17 protein-coding genes and 1 tRNA gene are annotated in these 18393 nt (G+C 72.2%); 4 read left to right on the top strand and 14 right to left on the bottom strand.

The window, feature by feature from the left end; genetic code table 11:
* Positions 1 to 157 precede the first annotated feature (157 nt).
* Positions 158 to 1201 carry a macro domain-containing protein gene (locus tag OG410_RS35545; protein WP_329302890.1) on the top strand — a complete coding sequence of 348 codons (1044 nt, stop codon included), beginning with the start codon at positions 158 to 160 and terminating at the stop codon, positions 1199 to 1201.
* Positions 1202 to 1550: 349 nt separating this feature from the next.
* Here OG410_RS35545 and OG410_RS35540 read toward each other — a convergent pair.
* The 14 genes from OG410_RS35540 to OG410_RS35475 all read right to left on the bottom strand — a co-directional run bounded on the left by OG410_RS35540 (position 1551) and on the right by OG410_RS35475 (position 14250).
* Positions 1551 to 1624, bottom strand: a tRNA-Pro gene (locus tag OG410_RS35540).
* A 57-nt stretch (positions 1625 to 1681) separates the two neighbouring features.
* Entirely contained in the window at positions 1682 to 3085 is a 1404-nt protein-coding gene (locus OG410_RS35535; protein ID WP_329302889.1) for an MFS transporter, read from the bottom strand.
* 145 nt (positions 3086 to 3230) lie between these two features.
* Positions 3231 to 3590, bottom strand: a complete 360-nt coding sequence (locus OG410_RS35530) for an MmcQ/YjbR family DNA-binding protein (RefSeq protein WP_329302888.1) — start codon at positions 3588 to 3590, stop codon at positions 3231 to 3233.
* 139 nt (positions 3591 to 3729) lie between these two features.
* Positions 3730 to 4263, bottom strand: coding sequence for a GNAT family N-acetyltransferase (locus OG410_RS35525; protein WP_329304363.1), 534 nt, complete (start codon positions 4261 to 4263; stop codon positions 3730 to 3732).
* Positions 4263 to 4835 carry a helix-turn-helix domain-containing protein gene (locus tag OG410_RS35520; protein WP_329302887.1) on the bottom strand — a complete coding sequence of 191 codons (573 nt, stop codon included), beginning with the start codon at positions 4833 to 4835 and terminating at the stop codon, positions 4263 to 4265. Before OG410_RS35520 ends, OG410_RS35525 begins: the two co-directional genes overlap by 1 nt.
* A gap of 49 nt (positions 4836 to 4884) precedes the next feature.
* Positions 4885 to 5790 (bottom strand): LysR family transcriptional regulator, encoded by a 906-nt coding sequence (locus tag OG410_RS35515; RefSeq protein ID WP_328672776.1) that lies wholly within the window; start codon positions 5788 to 5790, stop codon positions 4885 to 4887.
* 80 nt (positions 5791 to 5870) lie between these two features.
* Positions 5871 to 7064 carry a glycine C-acetyltransferase gene (locus OG410_RS35510; protein WP_329304361.1) on the bottom strand — a complete coding sequence of 398 codons (1194 nt, stop codon included), beginning with the start codon at positions 7062 to 7064 and terminating at the stop codon, positions 5871 to 5873.
* Positions 7065 to 7083: 19 nt separating this feature from the next.
* Positions 7084 to 8112 (bottom strand): L-threonine 3-dehydrogenase, encoded by a 1029-nt coding sequence (tdh, locus tag OG410_RS35505; protein WP_329302886.1) that lies wholly within the window; start codon positions 8110 to 8112, stop codon positions 7084 to 7086.
* A 414-nt stretch (positions 8113 to 8526) separates the two neighbouring features.
* Positions 8527 to 9114, bottom strand: a complete 588-nt coding sequence (locus OG410_RS35500; RefSeq protein ID WP_329302885.1) for a GAF domain-containing protein — start codon at positions 9112 to 9114, stop codon at positions 8527 to 8529.
* On the bottom strand, positions 9111 to 9710 hold the full coding sequence (locus OG410_RS35495; protein ID WP_328672773.1) for a GTP-binding protein: 600 nt from the start codon (positions 9708 to 9710) through the stop codon (positions 9111 to 9113). The genes OG410_RS35500 and OG410_RS35495 overlap by 4 nt, the downstream gene beginning before the upstream one ends.
* Positions 9688 to 10059, bottom strand: coding sequence for a DUF742 domain-containing protein (locus tag OG410_RS35490; RefSeq protein WP_328445765.1), 372 nt, complete (start codon positions 10057 to 10059; stop codon positions 9688 to 9690). The genes OG410_RS35495 and OG410_RS35490 overlap by 23 nt, the downstream gene beginning before the upstream one ends.
* 2 nt (positions 10060 to 10061) lie before the next feature.
* Positions 10062 to 10496, bottom strand: a complete 435-nt coding sequence (locus OG410_RS35485; protein WP_328445767.1) for a roadblock/LC7 domain-containing protein — start codon at positions 10494 to 10496, stop codon at positions 10062 to 10064.
* A gap of 71 nt (positions 10497 to 10567) precedes the next feature.
* Complete coding sequence (locus OG410_RS35480; RefSeq protein WP_329302884.1) at positions 10568 to 12685, bottom strand: sensor histidine kinase; 2118 nt, start codon at positions 12683 to 12685, stop codon at positions 10568 to 10570.
* A 347-nt stretch (positions 12686 to 13032) separates the two neighbouring features.
* Positions 13033 to 14250, bottom strand: coding sequence for an MBL fold metallo-hydrolase (locus OG410_RS35475; RefSeq protein ID WP_329302883.1), 1218 nt, complete (start codon positions 14248 to 14250; stop codon positions 13033 to 13035).
* Between the two features lie 409 nt (positions 14251 to 14659).
* Here OG410_RS35475 and OG410_RS35470 point away from each other — a divergent pair, with 409 nt between their 5' ends.
* The 3 genes from OG410_RS35470 (at position 14660) to OG410_RS35460 (ending at position 18222) form a co-directional block, all read left to right on the top strand.
* Positions 14660 to 16279 (top strand): thiamine pyrophosphate-binding protein, encoded by a 1620-nt coding sequence (locus tag OG410_RS35470; protein WP_329302882.1) that lies wholly within the window; start codon positions 14660 to 14662, stop codon positions 16277 to 16279.
* A complete protein-coding gene (locus tag OG410_RS35465) occupies positions 16276 to 17457 on the top strand; it encodes a glutamate dehydrogenase (protein ID WP_329302881.1) in 1182 nt (393 codons plus the stop codon). The genes OG410_RS35470 and OG410_RS35465 overlap by 4 nt, the downstream gene beginning before the upstream one ends.
* Positions 17458 to 17601: 144 nt before the next feature.
* Complete coding sequence (locus tag OG410_RS35460) at positions 17602 to 18222, top strand: TetR/AcrR family transcriptional regulator (RefSeq protein ID WP_329302880.1); 621 nt, start codon at positions 17602 to 17604, stop codon at positions 18220 to 18222.
* The last annotated feature ends 171 nt before the right edge of the window (positions 18223 to 18393 follow it).

Here is an 18393-nt window from a genome sequence, read left to right as displayed (position 1 = left end):
ACGGCTCTTGGGACCGCCCTTGGGCCCCAAAGGGCGATTGGCCATCCGACACGACCGGCAGCACATAAAGTACTTTGCTCTGCCACGATCAGTAGGTCGCTTCCGTCCAGGAGGCCCGCGCCACACCCATGTCGGCACACGGAGGGGCAAGGTTGGGATGACACCTCTGCACTTGGGCGTCATGACGGTGTTCACCATCTCCGGCATAACGTTGCAGATCTGGTCGTCGCAGCCCAAACGGGCCGGGCAGCAGCACGCGTTGCAGCTACCCGCAATCCTTCTTTACTCCCTGGCGGCCGCGCTCTTCCTCTTCTCCGTCTTCCCCGACTCCATGACCGAAGGGCGGGCACTCGGATTCGGGATTGGGGGCGCGGCAGGCTTCGCCGCCTTCTTCATGCTGGCGAGCTTCACCTGGCTGAGCAGGACCCGCCGACAGGACGAACTGGCCGGACAGGTACAGAAGTTACTGCTCGAGAACGCCGCATTGCACCGCCCGGTGTCGGCTGGCCGGGACGGCGGCGGCCCGCCGCGCGTCCTGAGCGAGTGCACGAGGTACGAACTCCCCTTGCGCGGCAGCCGAAAGCACCGGGTCGGTATGGTCACCGGCAACCTCGCCAACATTCTCGGGACGGACGTCTGGGTCAACCCGGAGAACACCCGCATGGAGATGTCGCGCGTCGACGAACCCACAGTCTCCGCCACGATCCGCTACCACGGTGGTGTTCGCGACAGCGCCGGGCACCTGACGCATGACACCATCGGCCTGGAACTAGCGAAGCAAATGACCGACGGCACCCATGTCGCTGCCGGCCAGGTCCTGGTCACCGGCCCCGGAGAATTGGAGGAGACCCACCAGGTACGGCGCATCGTGCACGTGGCCGCCGTCGAAGGTGAACCGGGCTCCGGTTTCCGTCAGGTGATGGACCTGGAACGATGCGTCCGCAACGTTCTCACCGAGGTCGACCGTGTGTCCACTGACGGCCCGGCGCTCCGCTCCGTCGTCCTGCCCCTCCTGGGAACCGGCGGAGGCAACAGTGATTTGGAAGCCACAGTGACGAGGCTTGTCTCGGCGACGGTCGACTACTTCCACTCCCACAAGAGCTCGCGCATCCGCGTCGTATACCTCCTTGCGTACACGGACGTACAGGCGGCGCTGTGCAGGGACTCGCTAGACAGGGAAGCAGCACTGGCCGGAGACTGAGATTCATAGCGGTGACCTGCCCGCTTGTGTCGGTTGGGCGGTGTCCCCAACCAGGCGTCTCAGATCGCCGCGCAAGCCTGCCTAGGGTTGGCAGGTCGACTGGCGGGCATCGGGAACGAGAGTTCTGGGCGGTGCAGGCGGCTGGCTCTCGGGTGCGGTCGTGGTGGAGATGCAGCGTGTCACTGAGGGTGGAAAGCAGGCAAACCAACGGGTTACATGGCGTGCCTTGACCGGGTCAAGATGCGCTTCAGCCTCGTCGAGTGCGCTGGTCCCAAGTGGTCCCCAAAATGATCAAAGGGCCGTTTCAGATCTCCTCTGAAACGGCCCCTTGACCTGCGACTTCGTAAAGTCGGGACGACAGGATTTGAACCTGCGACCCCTTGACCCCCAGTCAAGTGCGCTACCAAGCTGCGCCACGTCCCGATACCCGTCTGACCTGGGATTTCCCCTGGTTGGACGCGCACGGAAACAATACCGCACTCACACCGGTGGTCGCGCACCCGTTTTGTGCGGGCCCGGCGGCCGGAGGGCCCCTTCGCGCGGTGCGGCAGTGGTGTCCGGTGACCGGGGCGCGGGGCCGTCGACCCGTACCAGGTCGCGTACCGCGGGCACCGAGAGCAGGGCCGCGCAGACGACGAGGGACATGACGCCCGCCACGAGCAGGACGTTGTCGGCGCCGAGGGCCGCGGCGGCGGGCCCCGCGAGTGCCTGGCCGACGGGCATCATCGCCAGGGAGCCCGCGACGTCGTAGGCGTGGATGCGGTTGAGGACGTCGGGGGCGACCTGTGTCTGCACACTGGTCGCCCACATCACGCCCCAGAACGAGGTACCCGCTCCGGCGATCATCGCGCACGCCGAGACGGCCGCCACGCCGAACCCCACCCCTACGGACGCGGGGAAGCAGGCGAAGGCCAGGAGGGCGAGGGAACCGGCGCGCAGCATGCGGCGCGGACGCAGGCGCAGGGCGACGAGCCCGCCGACGACCGTGCCCGCGCCGAGGGCGGAGTTGATCAGGCCGTAGGCGCGCGGGCCGTGCGCCCGCACCATCTCGGTGGCCACCAGGGGGACGGTCGGGCCCCAGACGGAGATCATGTAGACGCACCAGATGACGATGACGGCCCACATCCACGTACGGGATCTGAACTCCCGCCACCCTTCGGCGAGGTCGGCCCGGAAGCCGCCGCCGTGGGTCCTGCTCGCGGGGGCGGCCGCGGGCAGGCGGAGCAGCAGCAGGCACAGGGCGCTCAGCGCGTAGGTGCCGGCGTGGGCCACGAAGACCCCTCCGGCGGAGGCGAACGCGACCAGCAGACCCGCCAGGGCGGGGCCGGCGAGCTGGGCGGCGGACTCCGCGATCCGGATGGCGCCGTTGGCTGCCTGGATGTCGGAGGCCAGACGCGGAACGGTGCTGGCGACGCCGGGCTGGAAGACGGCGCCGGCCGCGCCGTTGACCGCGCCGATCAGACAGACCTGCCAGAGGACCACATGGCCGGCGAAGAAGAGGGCGGCGGCGATCGACTGGGCCACGAGCCGCACGAGGTCGGCGCCGATCATCAGCCTTCGGGTGCTGAACCGGTCGGCGATCACTCCGCCGAAGATCACCAGTCCGGCGAAGGGGGCGGCCGAGGCGGCCATGGCGAGGCCGACGGCGCCGACTCCGTATCCGTACCGCAGCAGTCCCGCGGCGAGCGCGACCGGCAGCATGGTCTCGCCGAGCCGGGCGAGGGCCCGCGCGACGAAGAACAGGGCGAAGTCCCGCGACCAGACGGGCCGGGGCCGCCGGTCGTCGAGGAGGCCGGCCCGGGACCGGACCGAGCCCGAGCCCGAGTCCGTCGCTCCGGACCGCTTCCCGTCCCGTGGCTCCCCGCCCGACGACGTCATGGCCATCCCGCTCGTGCCCCTCCCCCTGGCCCGACGGCTCCCCCACGAAGCCGCCCGTCCCGCACTTCGTTCCCGATTCCGGATCGCGTCCGTCGGCGGATCACTCCCGGTGCGGATCATGCCACGGGGCACCGCAGGCGCAGAGGCCGTTTCAGTCGGCGGACGGCAGGCCCAACTCGGGGTGGGCGTCGATGAGTCGGGGCGGGGCCGCCTGGCGCCAGGAGTCGGCGAGGATGGCGTGGAGTTCGTCGTCGTCCTCCAGGGCGGCGAGCCGGACCCGGACCCAGGCGAAGCCGGCCTCGTGGTCGGCGATCCAGAACTTGCCCGGCTCGGCCAGGACCAGTTCGTCGCGCTCCTCCTTCGGACAGCGCACCGCGATGGAGGTCTCCTCCTCGGGCAGGGTGGCGAACATCTTTCCCGCGACCCGGAACGTGGGCATGCTCCAGGCGGTCTTCTCCGTCGTGTCCGGCAGGGAAAGGGCGATACGGCGTACGTCGTCTGCATCCGGCATGAGACGCACGGTAGTCAATGCCACTGACATCGACGCGGTGAAGCACGACGTCAGCGGTGGAACGGACGGCGCCACCGGGAACCGGCGGTCCCGCTCCACGAGGTGACGGGCCGGTGCCCCCGACGGGTCTCAGAATCCGTCAGGTGCCGTCGGCGAGCGCTCCCAGCCGCTTGTAGAAGATGGTCGTCGGGTGGAGTTCGCCCGACGGCGTCGCCGCGTAGTCCGGTATCGCCCCGATCCGGGTCCAGCCCGCCGACAGGTACAGCGACTCGGCGGGGCTTCCGGTCTCGGTGTCGAGATGGAGCAGGGTGATGCCCTCGGCCACCGCCGCCGTCTCCGCGGTCGCCAGGAGCGTCCGGCCCACGCCCTGTCCGCGGCCGTCCCGGTGGACCATCAGCTTGACGAGTTCGGCGCGATGGCGGCTGTTGGGCTTGCCCGGGAAGGCGAGGGCGACGGTGCCGAGCAGCCGGCCGCCGACGTGGGCCACCCAGACCGCGTGGTGCCCGGCCGAGACCGCGTCCGCGCGCTCGCGCCACCAGGCGACGGCCTCCGCGCGGGCGAGCGGCGCGAGGAATCCGACCGAGGCGCCGCCGTCCACGGTGTCGGTGAGCAGGCCCGCCAACTCATCGGCTTCGTCAAGGAGTTCGGCCGCGGTGAGGCGCCCGACGGTGATCACGGCAGCACCACCGCCAGCGCGTACCGCGCGTCCTCGGGGCCGGGGCAGCGAAAGCGCGTCGGCCCCCAGACGCGCAGCCGGAGGCAGTCACCGGCGCCGAGGCGGTGCTCGGTGTCCTGCGCGGTCACGTCGAGCCGTCCGTCGAGGACCCAGATGTGCTGCTCCAGGCCGGGCACGGGAGGCCTGTCGTACGCGATGTCCGCGCCGGCGGTGAGCCGTCCCTCGACCAGTTCGCCGCGCAGTCCCGCGTGCGGTGGCGACACCGAGCGCCGGACGAATCCGGAGGCCTGGTCCGTCCAGACCGTCTGGTCGGCGGCGCGGACCAGGAGCGCCGATTCCCGTTCGACCTCGCTCAGCAGGTGCGACATGGTCCGCCCGTACACATGGCAGAGGCGGTTCAGGAGGGAGGCCGTGGGGCTGATCTCGGCGCGCTCCGCACGGGAGAGGGTCGATCTGCTGATCCCGCTGCGCTCCGCCAGCTCGCCCAGGGTCCAGCCCCGTTCGGCCCTCAGCTCGGCCAGTCGCGCCCCGAGCCGGACATCGACGGCGGCATCGTCCTCGTTTCCCATATCCGGGATGCTATCCCACATGCGGGAACCGGGCGACGGGACGACGGGATCAGTCGACCGTCGCCGCTCGCGTCAGCGCCTCCAGGACGGGGCGGATCAGCGGATGCCCCTCGGCGCCACGGCGTACGGCGGCGAAGACGCGGCGGGTGGGGGCGACCCCGTCCACGGGGCGCACGACGACGCCCGTGAGCTCCATGCCGCGCAGGGCGGAGCGGGGAACGAGGGCCACGCCCGCGTCGGCGGAGGCCAGGGCGACGACGGCGCGGAAGTCGTCGGAGGAGTGTTCGAGCCGCGGCTGGAACCCGGCGTTCTCGCAGGCCAGGACGACCACGTCGTGGCAGGGGTTGCCGGGGTACGGGCCGATCCAGGGGTCCTTGGCCAGCTCGGCGAGGGGCACTTCCTCGGCGTCGGCCAGCCGGTGGGTGACGGGGACGACCGCGTCGAAGGGTTCGGCGTAGAGCGGGACGTGCGTCAGGCGCGGGTCGTCGGCGTCCGGGGCGCCGCGGTACTCGACGGCCACCGCGATGTCGACCTGCCGGTCGAGCACCATCGGAAGGCTGGCGTCACCCTCGGCGTCCTGGACACGGACGAGGATGCCGGGCGAGGTGACGGCGAGGCGGGCCAGGGCGGGGGCCACGACCAGGCCGATGCCGGTCGCGAAGGAGGCCACGGTGACCGTACCGGCGGAGCCCGAGCTGTACGCCGCCAACTCGGCCTCGGCGCGCTCCAGTTGAGCCAGCACGGCGTTGGTGTGGCCGAGCAGGATCTCGCCTGCGGGGGTCAGCCGTACGCCCTTGGCGCCGCGCTCGACCAGCCGGTGGCCCGTCTCCTGCTCCAGGGCGGTCAGCTGCTGCGAGACCGCCGAGGGCGTGAGATACAGCGCGGCGGCCGCCGCCGTCACCGTGCGGTGGTCGGCCACCGCACGGAGGATGTGGAGCCGCCGCGCTTCGATCATGCGACCGATTCTCTCAGGTCACACGCCCTTTCCGGCCATCGGACCGGTGTGCGCCCCGGACACGGGGGGCGCGGACGCCGTCAGGCGTCGAGTTCGGCCCGCGCCGCCACGAAGGCGTCCACGGCCCGGTTCACGTCCTCGGTGGAGTGCCCCGCGGACAGCTGGACACGGATACGGGCCTTGTCCTGCGGGACGACCGGGTACGAGAAGCCGATCACGTACACGCCACGCTCCAGGAGCAGTTCCGCCATCCGGCCGGCGACGGAGGCGTCACCGATCATGACGGGGGCGATCGCGTGGTCGCCGGGGAGGATGTCGAAGCCCTCCTCGGTCATCCGGGAGCGGAACAGCGCGGTGTTCTCCGCGAGCCGGACGCGCAGGTCGTCGGCGGACTCCAGCAGGTCGAGGACCTTCAGGGAGGCCGCGGCGATCACCGGGGCGAGCGTGTTCGAGAAGAGGTACGGGCGGGAACGCTGGCGCAGCAGGGCGACGATCTCGGCGCGGGCCGCGACATAACCGCCGGAGGCGCCGCCGAGGGCCTTGCCCAGGGTGCCGGTGATGATGTCGACGCGGTCCATGACCCCGTGCAGCTCGGGGGTGCCGCGGCCGCCGGGGCCGACGAAGCCCACGGCGTGCGAGTCGTCGACCATGACCATCGCGTCGTAGCGGTCGGCGAGGTCGCAGATGTCCTGGAGCGGGGCGAGATAGCCGTCCATCGAGAAGACGCCGTCGGTGACGATCAGTCGGCGGCGCGCGCCGGAGGCCTCCTTGAGCTGGGCCTCCAGGTCGGCCATGTCGCGGTTGGCGTACCGGAAGCGGCGGGCCTTGGACAGCCGGATGCCGTCGATGATCGAGGCGTGATTGAGGGCGTCGGAGATGACCGCGTCCTCGGCGCCGAGGAGGGTCTCGAAGACACCGCCGTTGGCGTCGAAGCAGGAGGAGTAGAGGATCGTGTCCTCCTGGCCGAGGAACGCGGACAGCCGCGCCTCCAGCTCCTTGTGCACCTCCTGCGTACCGCAGATGAAGCGCACGGAGGCCATGCCGTAGCCCCAGCGGTCGAGCGCCGCGTGGGCGGCGGCGACGACCTCGGGGTGGTCGGCGAGGCCGAGGTAGTTGTTCGCGCAGAAGTTGAGGACCTCACCGGGGCGGCCGCCCGCGGTGACGTTCACGGTCGCGGACTGCGGGGTGCCGATGACCCGCTCGGGCTTGTGCAGCCCGGCGGCGCGGATCTCGTCAAGGGTGGTGCGCAGGTCGTCACGGACGGAGTCGAACATCATCAGTTCCTTAGAGTCCTCAGAGGGTCCAGTCGAGAATGACCTTGCCGCCGCGGCCGCCGGCCGCGTCGTCGAACGCCGCCTCGTAGTCCCGGAATCCGTAACGGCCGGTGATCACGGGCGAGAGGTCGAGGCCGCTCTCCAGGAGGACCGACATCGAGTACCACGTCTCGAACATCTCGCGGCCGTAGATGCCCTTGATCGTGATCATGGAGGTGACGATCCGGGACCAGTCGACCGGGAACTCCTCGGACGGCAGGCCCAGCATCGCGATCCGACCGCCGTGGGTCATGTTGGCGATCATCTCGCGCATGGCCTCGGGGCGGCCGGACATCTCCAGGCCGATGTCGAAGCCCTCGCGCAGACCGAGCGTGCGCTGTCCGTCGGCGATGGTCGAGCCCGCGACGTTGAGGGCGAGGCTGACACCGATCTTGCGGGCCAGTTCCAGGCGCTCCTCGCTGACGTCGGTGATGACGACGTTGCGGGCGCCCGCGTGACGGGCCACGGCGGCGGCCATCAGGCCGATCGGCCCGGCGCCGGTGATCAGGACGTCCTCGCCGACCAGCGGGAAGGACAGCGCGGTGTGCACGGCGTTGCCGAACGGGTCGAAGATCGCGGCGACGTCCAGGTCGACCGGGACGCGGTGGACCCACACGTTGGTGGCGGGCAGCACGACGTACTCGGCGAACGCGCCGTCACGGCCGACGCCCAGGCCGACGGTGGCACGGCAGAGGTGACGGCGTCCGGCGAGACAGTTGCGGCACTTGCCGCAGACCAGGTGGCCCTCCCCGCTGACGCGGTCGCCGACGTTGATGTCGCTGACGTCGCGGCCGGTCTCGACGACCTCGCCGACGAACTCGTGGCCGAGCACGAGGGGCGTCGTGATGGTCTGCTGCGCCCAGCCGTCCCAGTTGCGGATGTGCAGGTCGGTGCCGCAGATCCCGGTCCTGAGAACCTTGATCAGTACGTCACCGGGGCCGGCCTGCGGCTCCGGGACGTCCTTGAGCCAGAGTCCGGGCTCCGCCTTCTCCTTGACCAGCGCCTTCACTCGTGCGGCTCCTGTGCGTGAGGTCCCGGGAAAGGGCACGCCGAAGCGGACCCGCACCGGGGAGAGGGGTGAATTCACCCAGGAATCTGCCGTACGACGGCACCCTGGGTCCATCGAGGATTTCTTAAGCGCGGCCCCAGCTTTCCTTCACGCCCGCGTTCTCCCGGCCCGTCCCGGGGCCTGTCTCCCGGCCGCCGGGAGCGGACCGGTGCGGCGAGGAGGCGTCGTGGGGGGACGGTGACACAGGCATGACGGTGACATCAGGCAGGACGGTGACATCAGGCATGACTACGTGGACATGCGTCACCCCCGTTCCATGGGGGCTCATCACATACATCAGGGAGGGGTCCCGGCATACGTCACAGGATGGGTCCCGGGCGGCCGACAAGGCCGCACCCGTGCCCCGGCGCGTCGTCAGATCCCGTGAACCTCGTCCCGCCGTTCGAGCTGCCCGGCCAGCTCGGCCGCCATCGCCTTGATCGTCTCCAGGCCCGCCCTTCCCCAGGGGCGCGGCTCGATGTCCACGACACAGATGGTGCCGAGGGCGATGCCGCTGCGGTCGAGCAGCGGGGCACCGAGGTAGGAACGGACACCGAACTCGTCGACGACCGGGTTCCCGGCGAAGCGCGGGTAGTCGCAGACGTCCTCCAGGACGAGCGCCTTGCGGCGCACCACCACATGAGGGCAGAAGCCGTGGTCCCGGGCCATGTAGCGGCCCGGTTCGAGCTCGTTCCCGTCCACGCCGGCCATGAGCCGGGCGCCCCTGGCGCCACCGTCCGGGGTGTGCAGACCCGCGAAGAACTGCTGTCGCTCGTCGATGAAGTTGACCATCGAGTACGGCGCCGCGGCGACCCGCGCAAGATGGTCCGCGAAGGCGTCGAAGGCGGGCTCGGAGCGCTCCCCGAGGCCCAGCCTGCGCAGCCGCCGCACTCGGGCCGGGGCGTCCTTGTCCTGCGGTGTCAGCAGCAGACGACCGGCCGGCCGGGGCGGGTCGTGACTCATGTACGGGCTCCATGGCTCGGGGTGTGGGCGGGCGCGTGGGCCAGGAGGTGCCGGACCAGGGTGAGCAGGGTCTGCACCCCGGAGCTGGAGATCCGGGCGTCGCAGCAGACGACGGGGATCTCGGGGTCGAGGTCGATGGCCGCACGCACCTCGGCCGGGTCGTAGCGGTACGAGCCGTCGAACTCGTTGACGGCGACGATGAACGCGAGACCGCGCTGTTCGAAAAAGTCGACGGCCGCGAAGCAGTCCTCCAGGCGCCGGGTGTCGGCGAGGATCACCGCCCCGAGCGCGCCGTCGGAGAGCTCGTCCCACATGAACCAGAACCGCTCCTGCCCGGGTGTGCCGAACAGATAGAGCACATGTTCCGGATCCAGGGTTATGCGGCCGAAGTCCATCGCGACGGTCGTCTCGACCTTGTTCTCGATCCCGTCGAGCCGGTCGGTCGAGGCGCTGACCGTGGTCAGCAGCTCCTCCGTACTGAGCGGCGCGATCTCGCTCACCGCGCCGACGAACGTCGTCTTGCCGACCCCGAACCCTCCCGCCACCAAGATCTTCAGCGCGGTGGGGAACAGGTCAGAGCTGTCGTCGTAGTCCATCGAGCACTGCCTCCAGAAGGGACCGGTCAGTGGGGTTGTGGTGGAACTGAGGGGGCTTGGTGGTCAGCGCCCCGCAGTCGACGAGGTCCGACAGCAGCACCTTGGTGACCGCCGCCGGCAGCTTCAGATGGGCGGCGACCTCCGCGACCGAGACGGGTGCCCGGCAGCGTTCGAGCGCCTGGCAGTGCTCGGGGCCGAGGTAGCCGAGAGGTGTGGCTCCGGTGGCCATGACCTGGGAGAGGAGGTCGAGCGCGGTGCTCGGCCGGGTCCGGCCGTCGCTGACGGTGTAGGGGCGCACCAGGCGTCCCGCCGCGTCATCGAGCCAGGGCCCGTCGCCGGCCGCGGCCACGCTCAAGACCTCATCGCGGAGGGTTCGACGGCGTGCTGCCGGGGCGCGGTGACCAGATAGGGGCGCACGCTCTTGACGAGCATCGCCATCTCGTAGCCCAGAACGGCCGCGTCGGCCTCGCGGCCCGCGAGCACGGCGAGACAGGTGCCGGAGCCGGCCGTGGAGACGAACAGCAGGGTCGAGTCGAGTTCGACCACGACCTGGCGCACCTCGCCGCCGTCCCCGAACCGCACACCCGCGCTGCGTCCGAGGGCGTAGAGGCCGCAGGCGAGCGCCGCCATGTGGTCGGCGCTGTCCGGGTCGAGGCCGTGGACGGACTTCACGAGCCCGTCGCTGGAGAGCAGTACCGCGCTCGTGGTGTGGGGTACGCGCTGGACAAGGCCGCTCATCAGCCAGTCGAGATCGGATACGTGACCGGTCGGCGCATCGCTCGCCATGGGGGATCGACTCCTTGAGGTACGAAGGTGTGAGGGAGCGGTGGGAGTGGGTGCTGTGGCGGTGGGGGTGGTCATCCGGCCGGTGCGCTCCCGTCGTGCCGGGTGGTGCGGTCGCGGGTGGTGCGGTCGTGTCCGGACGCGAGGTCGTGGGCTCCTTGCGGTGCCGGCGCGTGCGTCGCGCGCGCCCTGCCGGGGTGAGCCGCCGGTGTGCCGTCCTCCGGGGGTACGTCCAGGGGGCCGCGGCCGTCGGCGGTGGCGCCGGGGGGCAGGTCCCCGCGGGCGCGGACCGCGCCGTCCCCGGCCTGTTCCTCCAGGCGCGCCCGGTCCGGGAAGGCGGCCGGGGCGGCCGGCCACGTCGGTGACGGGATCCGGGACGCTTCCGGCCGTTCCCGGCCCGTCGGCTCCACGTGGGCGGCCTCCGCGAGCCCGATCCCGCGCTGGAACGCCGCCATGAGACCCGGGTCGTGCCCGACGAGGTGGTCCGTGTCCGGGCGGGGCGCCTGCCCTTCGCGCAGTTGCGGAGCGAGGTGCTCCTGGGCGCGACGCTTGGGCAGGCTGGGCTTGCCCATGGTGCCGCGGACGACGCCGGTGCGCGGTGTGGGCGGCCCGGCCGCGTTCTCCGCGGCGGTGAGCCGGTCCTCGGGGCGGATGCCGGGTACGGCCTCGGCCGGGTTGGGCCGCTCCGCACGGGCGCCGCGCACCGGGAGCGGCTTGGCACCGCGCCCCCCGGCCGGCGCGTCCGCGTCACGCGGCGGTGTCCGTTCCCCCCGTACGGGCTCGGGCAAGGATCCGGGTGCCGGCTCACGTGACGGCTCACGTGACGACTGCCGTGGCACCACGGGGGCCGCCGCGCGGCCGGCGGGAAGCACCGGGACCTGGGCCGGCGGCGTGTGCGCGGACCCCGGGCCGAGGGCCGGCCGGTGCCCCCCGTTCGTCCCGTTCGGCGGCGCCTGCACCGCGCCCGCGTCCTCGACGGCGTCCGGCACCGAGCCCAACAGGCCCTGCGGGACCACGAGTACGGCCTGGACACCGCCGTAGATGTTGTTCTGGAGCCGTACGTGGATGCCGTGCCGGCGGGCGAGCTGCGAGACCACGAACAGGCCGATGCGCCCGTCCTGGAGCAGGCCGGCGACATTGACCTGGTCGGGGTCGGCGAGCAGGGCGTTCATCCGGTCCTGTTCGGCCGCCTGCATGCCGAGTCCGCGGTCCTCCACCTCGATGGCCAGTCCCGAGGTGACGAGGTCGACGCGCAGCAGCACCTGGGTGTGCGGGGCGGAGAACAGGGTGGCGTTCTCGACGAGTTCGGCGAGCAGGTGGATGACGTCGGCGACCGCGTGGCCGCGCAGGGTGCCGTCGATCGGGGGCACCAGCTTGACCCGCGAGTACTGCTCGACCTCGGCGATCGCGGAGCGCAGCACCTCGGTCATGGAGACGGGGTTGCTCCACTGCCGGCGCGAGACGGCGCCGCCGAGCACGGCCAGGTTCTCGGCGTGACGCCGGATGCGGGTGGCCAGGTGGTCGACGTGGAAGAGCCCTTTGAGGAGGTCCGGGTCCTCGATCTCGTTCTCCAGCTCGTCGAGAATGGAGATCTCGCGGTGCACGAGGGACTGGAGGCGCCGGGCCAGATTGACGAACACCTCGACCTTCTGGTCGTCGCCCGTCCGGCTGGAGAGCTGTGCGGCCTGCACGACGGCCGCGACGGCGCCCTCATGGGCACGGGAGAGGTCGGCGGCGAGCAGCTCGAAGTCGTCGGCGTCCGCGGGCGGGCGGCGGCGCTTCCTGCGCGCGGGCGGGTCCTCGCCGCGGCGCAGTCCCTCGACGACGTCGCGCAGTTCCGTCTCGGTGCGGGCGCTCGTGCGGCGCAGGGCTCCTATGCGTTCCCGTACGGAGGCGGCGGCGCGGTCGGCGGCCACGGCGGCGATCAGGACGGCGGCCAGGGCCACGCCGACCGCTCCGGCGAGGACGGCCCACAGGACGGGGCCGGGGCGGGCGCCGGTGGAGCGGACGGTGAACAGGACGGCGGCGCACGCACTCAATGCCACGGCGGTCGGCGGCAGGACCGCGAGGCGCAGCAGCTGGGGCCGCAGGTGCGTCTCGGGCGGCGCGAGGGTGGCGCGGGCGGCCGGTCGGCCGTGCCGGCCGCCCTCACGGCGGTCTGCGCGTGTGGCCGGTGCGCGAAGGTGAGACATCGGCGTCCTCGTACTGGATGCGTCGGGGGCGTGGAGCTCCCGCGGTTCCGCGACTCGGGCGTGCCCCATCGCGGTGCCGGTCGAGAGAGCCGCAAAAATCGGCCCTGCGTCGCCCGTCGGCAACTGACAGTAGTCGCCAACGCATCAGGTGCGGTGGGCTGTTGACAAAGTCCCCTGGGTAGCGTCCCGCTCTGGTATGAGGCGTCGCACGGCTGACCGATAACCCTGTCGGACACGCGTTCGCACCGGGCCCCGGATCCGATCAGAGCTGGTCAGAAGCGGTCGCAAGCAAAACGGCGAGGGCCGGGGAGCATGGTGCTCCCCGGCCCTCGCCGCAGATCGGTGGATCAGCCCGCGGACACCGTTTCGGGCTCTCCGGTGCCCTCCGCCGAGCCATCGGCGATGTCACCCGGTGTATCGGCGACGGTCTCCTCGACGACCGGCCAGCCGCCCTTCGGCGCACGCGCCACACCGCGCCACCACGGCTCGGAGGGGACGGTCTCGGCGGTCGGCTCGAAGGGCTCTCCGGGGCGGGGCAGCGCGACGCTCGCCCCGGCCGCGCGCGCGGCCGCCAGCGTGCCCTCGCCCGGATCGCTCCAGGCGTGGGTGGAGAGGTTGAACGTCCCCCAGTGGATCGGCAGCATCACTCCGGAGGGCCGCCCGCCCTGGAGGTCCAGGTGCGAGCGCATCCCCTCCTGGGGCGTCATGTGGATGTCGGGCCAGAAGTCGCTGTACGCGCCGATCTGGATCATCGTGGCGTCGAACGGGCCGTGGGCGGCGCCGATCTCCTTGAAGCCCTGGAAGTAACCGGTGTCGCCGCTGTGGTAGATCCGGTGCTCGTCGCCCTCGGCGACCCAGGACGCCCAGAGGGTGTGCTGGGTGTTGCGCAGGCCGCGCCCGCAGAAATGGCGCGCCGGCGTCGCCGTCAGGGTGATCCCGCCGACCCTGGTCGACTCGTGCCAGTCCAGCTCGCGGATCCGGTCGGCCGGGACGCCCCAGTGCTCCAGATGGGCACCGACGCCGAGCGGCACGGCGAACACCGTGTCCGTGCCGCCCAGCTCCTTGATCGTGGGCATGTCCAGGTGGTCGTAGTGGTCGTGCGAGATCACCACGACGTCGACCGGGCCGAGCGCGGCGAGCGGCAGGGGAACCGGGTGCAGCCGCTTGGGGCCGGCGAAGGCGAACGGGGAACAGCGCTCTCCCCAGACCGGGTCGAACAGCACGCGGTGGCCGTCGATCTCGGCGAGGACGCTGGAGTGCCCCATCCAGGTGAGCCGCAGCCCGGTCGCGGCGGGCCTGGCCAGGTCGGCGAGCGTCGTCGCGTGCACCGGCACGGTCCCGACCGGGGAGCGGTGGGCGCGCTCCTCGCTGCGGAAGTAGACCTTCGCGAACTCCACCATCGAGCCGTCGGGGCGGGTTCGGGCGGTCTCCGGGTTCTGGAAGACCCCGTCCGCGAAGTTCGGCGAATTGCGGATGCGGCGCATGCGCGCACCAGCCGGATCCGCGCCGAAGGCGGCGGGCCGCAGCGCGCGGAGCCCGGAGCTCAGGGTACGGAAACCGGTCACGGATACCTCCAGATGGAGTCGGTCAGGCTTTCATTATGGTCGTCGCCTCTGACAGCGCCGGGTCACCCCGGTCACAACGAGTCGTCCGTGGCCCTGGGTCCGTATGTGCTCAACCCCGCCGCACCCCCACTTCTTCCGCTCCGGCGGGGCCTTTCCCGGCGCCGCCGCCCCCCGGCGTCGGCCCGGCCCCTCGCACGCGGGTCGTCGCGGTGTCTCCCGGCGCCTTCGATCCCGTGCGTTGACATGACCCGGCACTCGTTTCGATACTGACTCACGATTCAGTAGACCGGTCCTCGTACCCAGGGCGCGAGGACCGCGCCGACCCGTCCACGTCTGGAGACACCGTGTCCGACCTCCCCGCCGAAGCGGCCACGGCCGAGGGCGCCCCGTACGTCGTGCGGAGCCTGTGATGGGTGAGACGCTCACCGGCGGCGAAGCCCTCGTCCGGGCCCTGTCCGCACACGCCGTGACCCGGGCCTTCGGTATTCCCGGCACGCACAACCTGGAGATCTACCGCCACCTGTCCGCGTACGGCGTCCGGCACGTCCTGACGCGCCACGAACAGGGCGCCGGATACGCCGCCGACGGCTACGCGCGCGCGACCGGGCGCCCCGGTGTCGTGATCACCACGAGCGGACCCGCCCTGCTGAACGCGGCGGCGGCCGTCGGCCAGGCCTACTCGGACAGCGTGCCGCTGCTCGTCGTCTCCCCCGGGATGCCCCTGCGCCACCCCCGGCTCGCGACCGGCCTGCTGCACGAGACCCGCAGTCAGACGGAGGCCCTGCGGGGCGTGGCCGCGTTCAGCCACCGCGTGTCCTCGGTCGCCGAGATCGACGCGGCGGTGGCCCGCGCCTTCACCCTGTTCCGCACCGGGCGGCCGCGCCCCGCGCACATCGAGATCCCCCTCGATCTGCTGGAGACCGCCGAGGCGACCGGCCCCGTACGCGTCACCCCTCCCGTCGTTCCCCTCGCCCCGGCGCCCCTCGCCGTGGAGCGGGCCGCCGAGGCCCTGCGCGAGGCCCGCCGTCCGGCGCTCGTGCTCGGCGGCGGAGCGCGCGGGGCGGCCGTCCCGGGCCTGGCCCTCGCCGAGAGACTCGGCGCTCCCGTCCTGACCACGGCCAACGGCAAGGGGATCGTCCCGGAGACCCATCCGCTGGCCGTCGGCGTGTCGCTGCACAGCCCCTCGGTCCGGAACTGGCTCGCGGAACGCGACACCGTGCTCGCCGTGGGCACCGAACTCGCCGAGTCCGACTTCTGGTCCGCGCCGCCCGCCCTGAACGGCGCGCTGATCCGCGTGGACCTGGACCCGGACCAGATGTACGCGGGGCTCGCCGCGGACTTCGCCGTCGTCGGTGACGCGCGGCTCTCCCTGACGGCCCTGCTCGCCGCCGTCGAGAGGCCCGGCGGCACCGCCGGGCACACGCGCGTGCCCGGTGAGGACCCCGTACGGCGGGCAGCGGCCCTACGGGCAGCGCGGAACGCCGAGACCGCCGGGCGCGACGCCCGCTGGCTCCCCTACCTGCGGGCCCTCCGTTCCGTCCTCGCCGACGACGCCGTGATCACCTCGGACAGCGCCCGGTGCTGCTACTACGGAGCGCTCCCCCACCTCCCGCTCGGCCCCGCGGGCCGCTATCTTCACCCGACCGGCTACGGCACGCTCGGCTACGCTCTGCCCGCGGCGATCGGAGCCAAGACGGCGTGCCCCGGCCGCGAGGTCGTGGCACTCAGCGGGGACGGCGGCCTCCAGTTCACCGTGCAGGAACTGGCGACCGCGGTGCAGCTCCGTCTCCCGCTGCCCGTCGTGGTGTTCGACAACGGCGGCTACGGGGAGATCCGCGACGAGATGGCCGCCCGGGGCGACACGCCCACGGCCGTCGACCTCGCTCCGGTCGACCTGCCCGCCCTGGCCCGCGCCTACGGAGGGCAGGGCACGCACGCGTACGGCCCGGACGAGCTGAGCACCGCGCTCGCCGAGGCCCTGCGCACCCCCGGCCCCACCCTGATCGCCGTCCCCGAGGAGACCCCATGACCGCCGCCCCCCTGATGACGCTCACCTGGACGGACCATGTCACCGGCCGTCAGGGGTTCCTCGTCGTCGACCGGCTCGTGCGGGGCGTCTCCAGCGGCGGTCTGCGGATGCGGCCCGGCTGCACGCTGGAGGAGGTCACCGGGCTCGCCCGCGGCATGACCATGAAAGAGGCCCTGCACTACAACCCCGAGGGCCGGTACATCCCGCTGGGCGGCGCCAAGGGCGGGATCGACTGCGATCCCCAGGACCCGGCGGCGTACGGCCTGCTGGTGCGCTATCTGCGCGGCATGCGTCCCTACATCGAGGCCTTCTGGACCACCGGTGAGGATCTCGGGCTCACCCAGGACCTGGTCGACCGGGCCGCCGCGGAGGCCGGCCTCGTCTCGTCCATCCAGGCCGTGTACCCGCTGCTCGACGACGAGACGGCGGCCCGGAAGCGGCTCGCGGACGCCTTCGCGGTCGAGGTGGACGGCATCGGCCTCGACGAACTGGTCGGCGGCTGCGGTGTCGCCGAGTCGGTGCTCGCCGCGCTGGACCGGGCCGGGACACCGTACGCGGGCACACGGGTCGCCGTGCAGGGGCTCGGCACCATGGGCGGGGCCACCGCGCGCTTCCTCGCTCGCGCGGGACTCAGGATCGTGGCCGTCGCCGACATCAAGGGAACCGTCGCGAACCCGGACGGCCTCGACGTCGAGGCACTGCTCGCGGGACGGGACGCGTACGGAACGGTCGACCGCGCGGTCCTGCGCCCGGCCGACCGCGAACTCCCCGGTGACGCCTGGCTGTCCGCCGATGTCGAGGTCCTGGTGCCCGCCGCGGTCTCGTACGCGATCGACATGACGAACCAGCGGAGGATCAAGGCCCGCTGGATCGTCGAGGCGGCCAACATGCCCGTCCTGGAGGACGCGGAGCGGTCGCTCGCCGCGCGCGGAATCACCGTCCTGCCCGACGTCGTGGTCAACTCCGGTACGAACGCCTGGTGGTGGTGGACCCTGTTCGGCGACATCGGCGCCGACGCGGACGAGGCGTTCGCCCACACACGGCGCTCCATGCGCGCCCTGATCGACCGGACGCTCGCGCGCGCGGAGGCCGACGGCACGACCCCGCGGCTCGCCGCCCACGCCATCGTCACCGACCGGCTGCCGGTCATCGCGGAGCGGTTCGGCTGGTACCGCTGAGGATCGCGGCGCCGGGCCGGGGGCGGCGACTCCCTGCCGGGAGGAGAGTTCGTCGACCGACGCCGGGCGGGCCGGCCGGAGCCGGCCCGGGCGGCCCCCGCTCCTGTCGGGGCTTCCGCCGAAAGTGCTGTGTAGGGTTGCCGCGTGGCGAGAGTCCGGTTGAGCGTGGCGGAGCGGCGTGAGGAGTTGCTGCGGGCCGCCGTGGAACAGATCGAGGCGCGAGGCGTCGCGGCGGTACGGATCGCCGACGTGGCCTCGGCCCTCGGCGTGAGCAACGCGCTGGTGCTGTACCACTTCTCGACGAAGGAGAAGCTGGTCGCCGCCGCGTTCACCTACGCCGCCGAGGACGACCTCGCCCATCTGCGCAAGCTGCTCGGCCGCCGTACGACGGCGCTGCGACGCCTTCGGGCCGCCGTGCGCTGGTACGCCCCGACGGGGCAGGCCAAGGGCTGGCGCCTGTGGATCGAGGGCTGGGCGGTCTCCCTGCGGGAGCCCGCGCTGCGCGAGGTCACCCGTGATCTCGACCGGCAGTGGAAGGCCGCGATGACCGAGGTGATCGCGGAGGGCGTGGCCGCCGGCGAGTTCCGCTGCCCGGACCCCACGAGCGCGGCCCTCAGGCTCACGGCGCTGCTGGACGGACTGGCGGTCCAGATGACGGCGTACTCCGGAGCGGTGTCACGGGCGCGGACCCAGGAATGGGCGGACGAGGCACTCGCCCGCGAACTGGGCCTGGAGCGCGAGGCGTTGATGGCGGCGGTGCGCTAGCGGGCACGGCGCCGGTCCCGGTCCCGTACTGACCCCGTACCGCGCCTCGTCCGCTCCCCGTCGTGGACCGCCGTGCGGGCGGTCGTCCCGGATTCCGCCGGGAGCGACCGGTACTCCTGATCCGTACCCGGCCCGGGGCGCCGCAGCCGACGGGACCGGGCCCGGCCGGTC

Source organism: Streptomyces sp. NBC_00659 (genome assembly GCF_036226925.1).
Lineage (GTDB): Bacteria > Actinomycetota > Actinomycetes > Streptomycetales > Streptomycetaceae > Streptomyces.
This window is presented reverse-complemented; position numbering and strand designations above follow the sequence as displayed.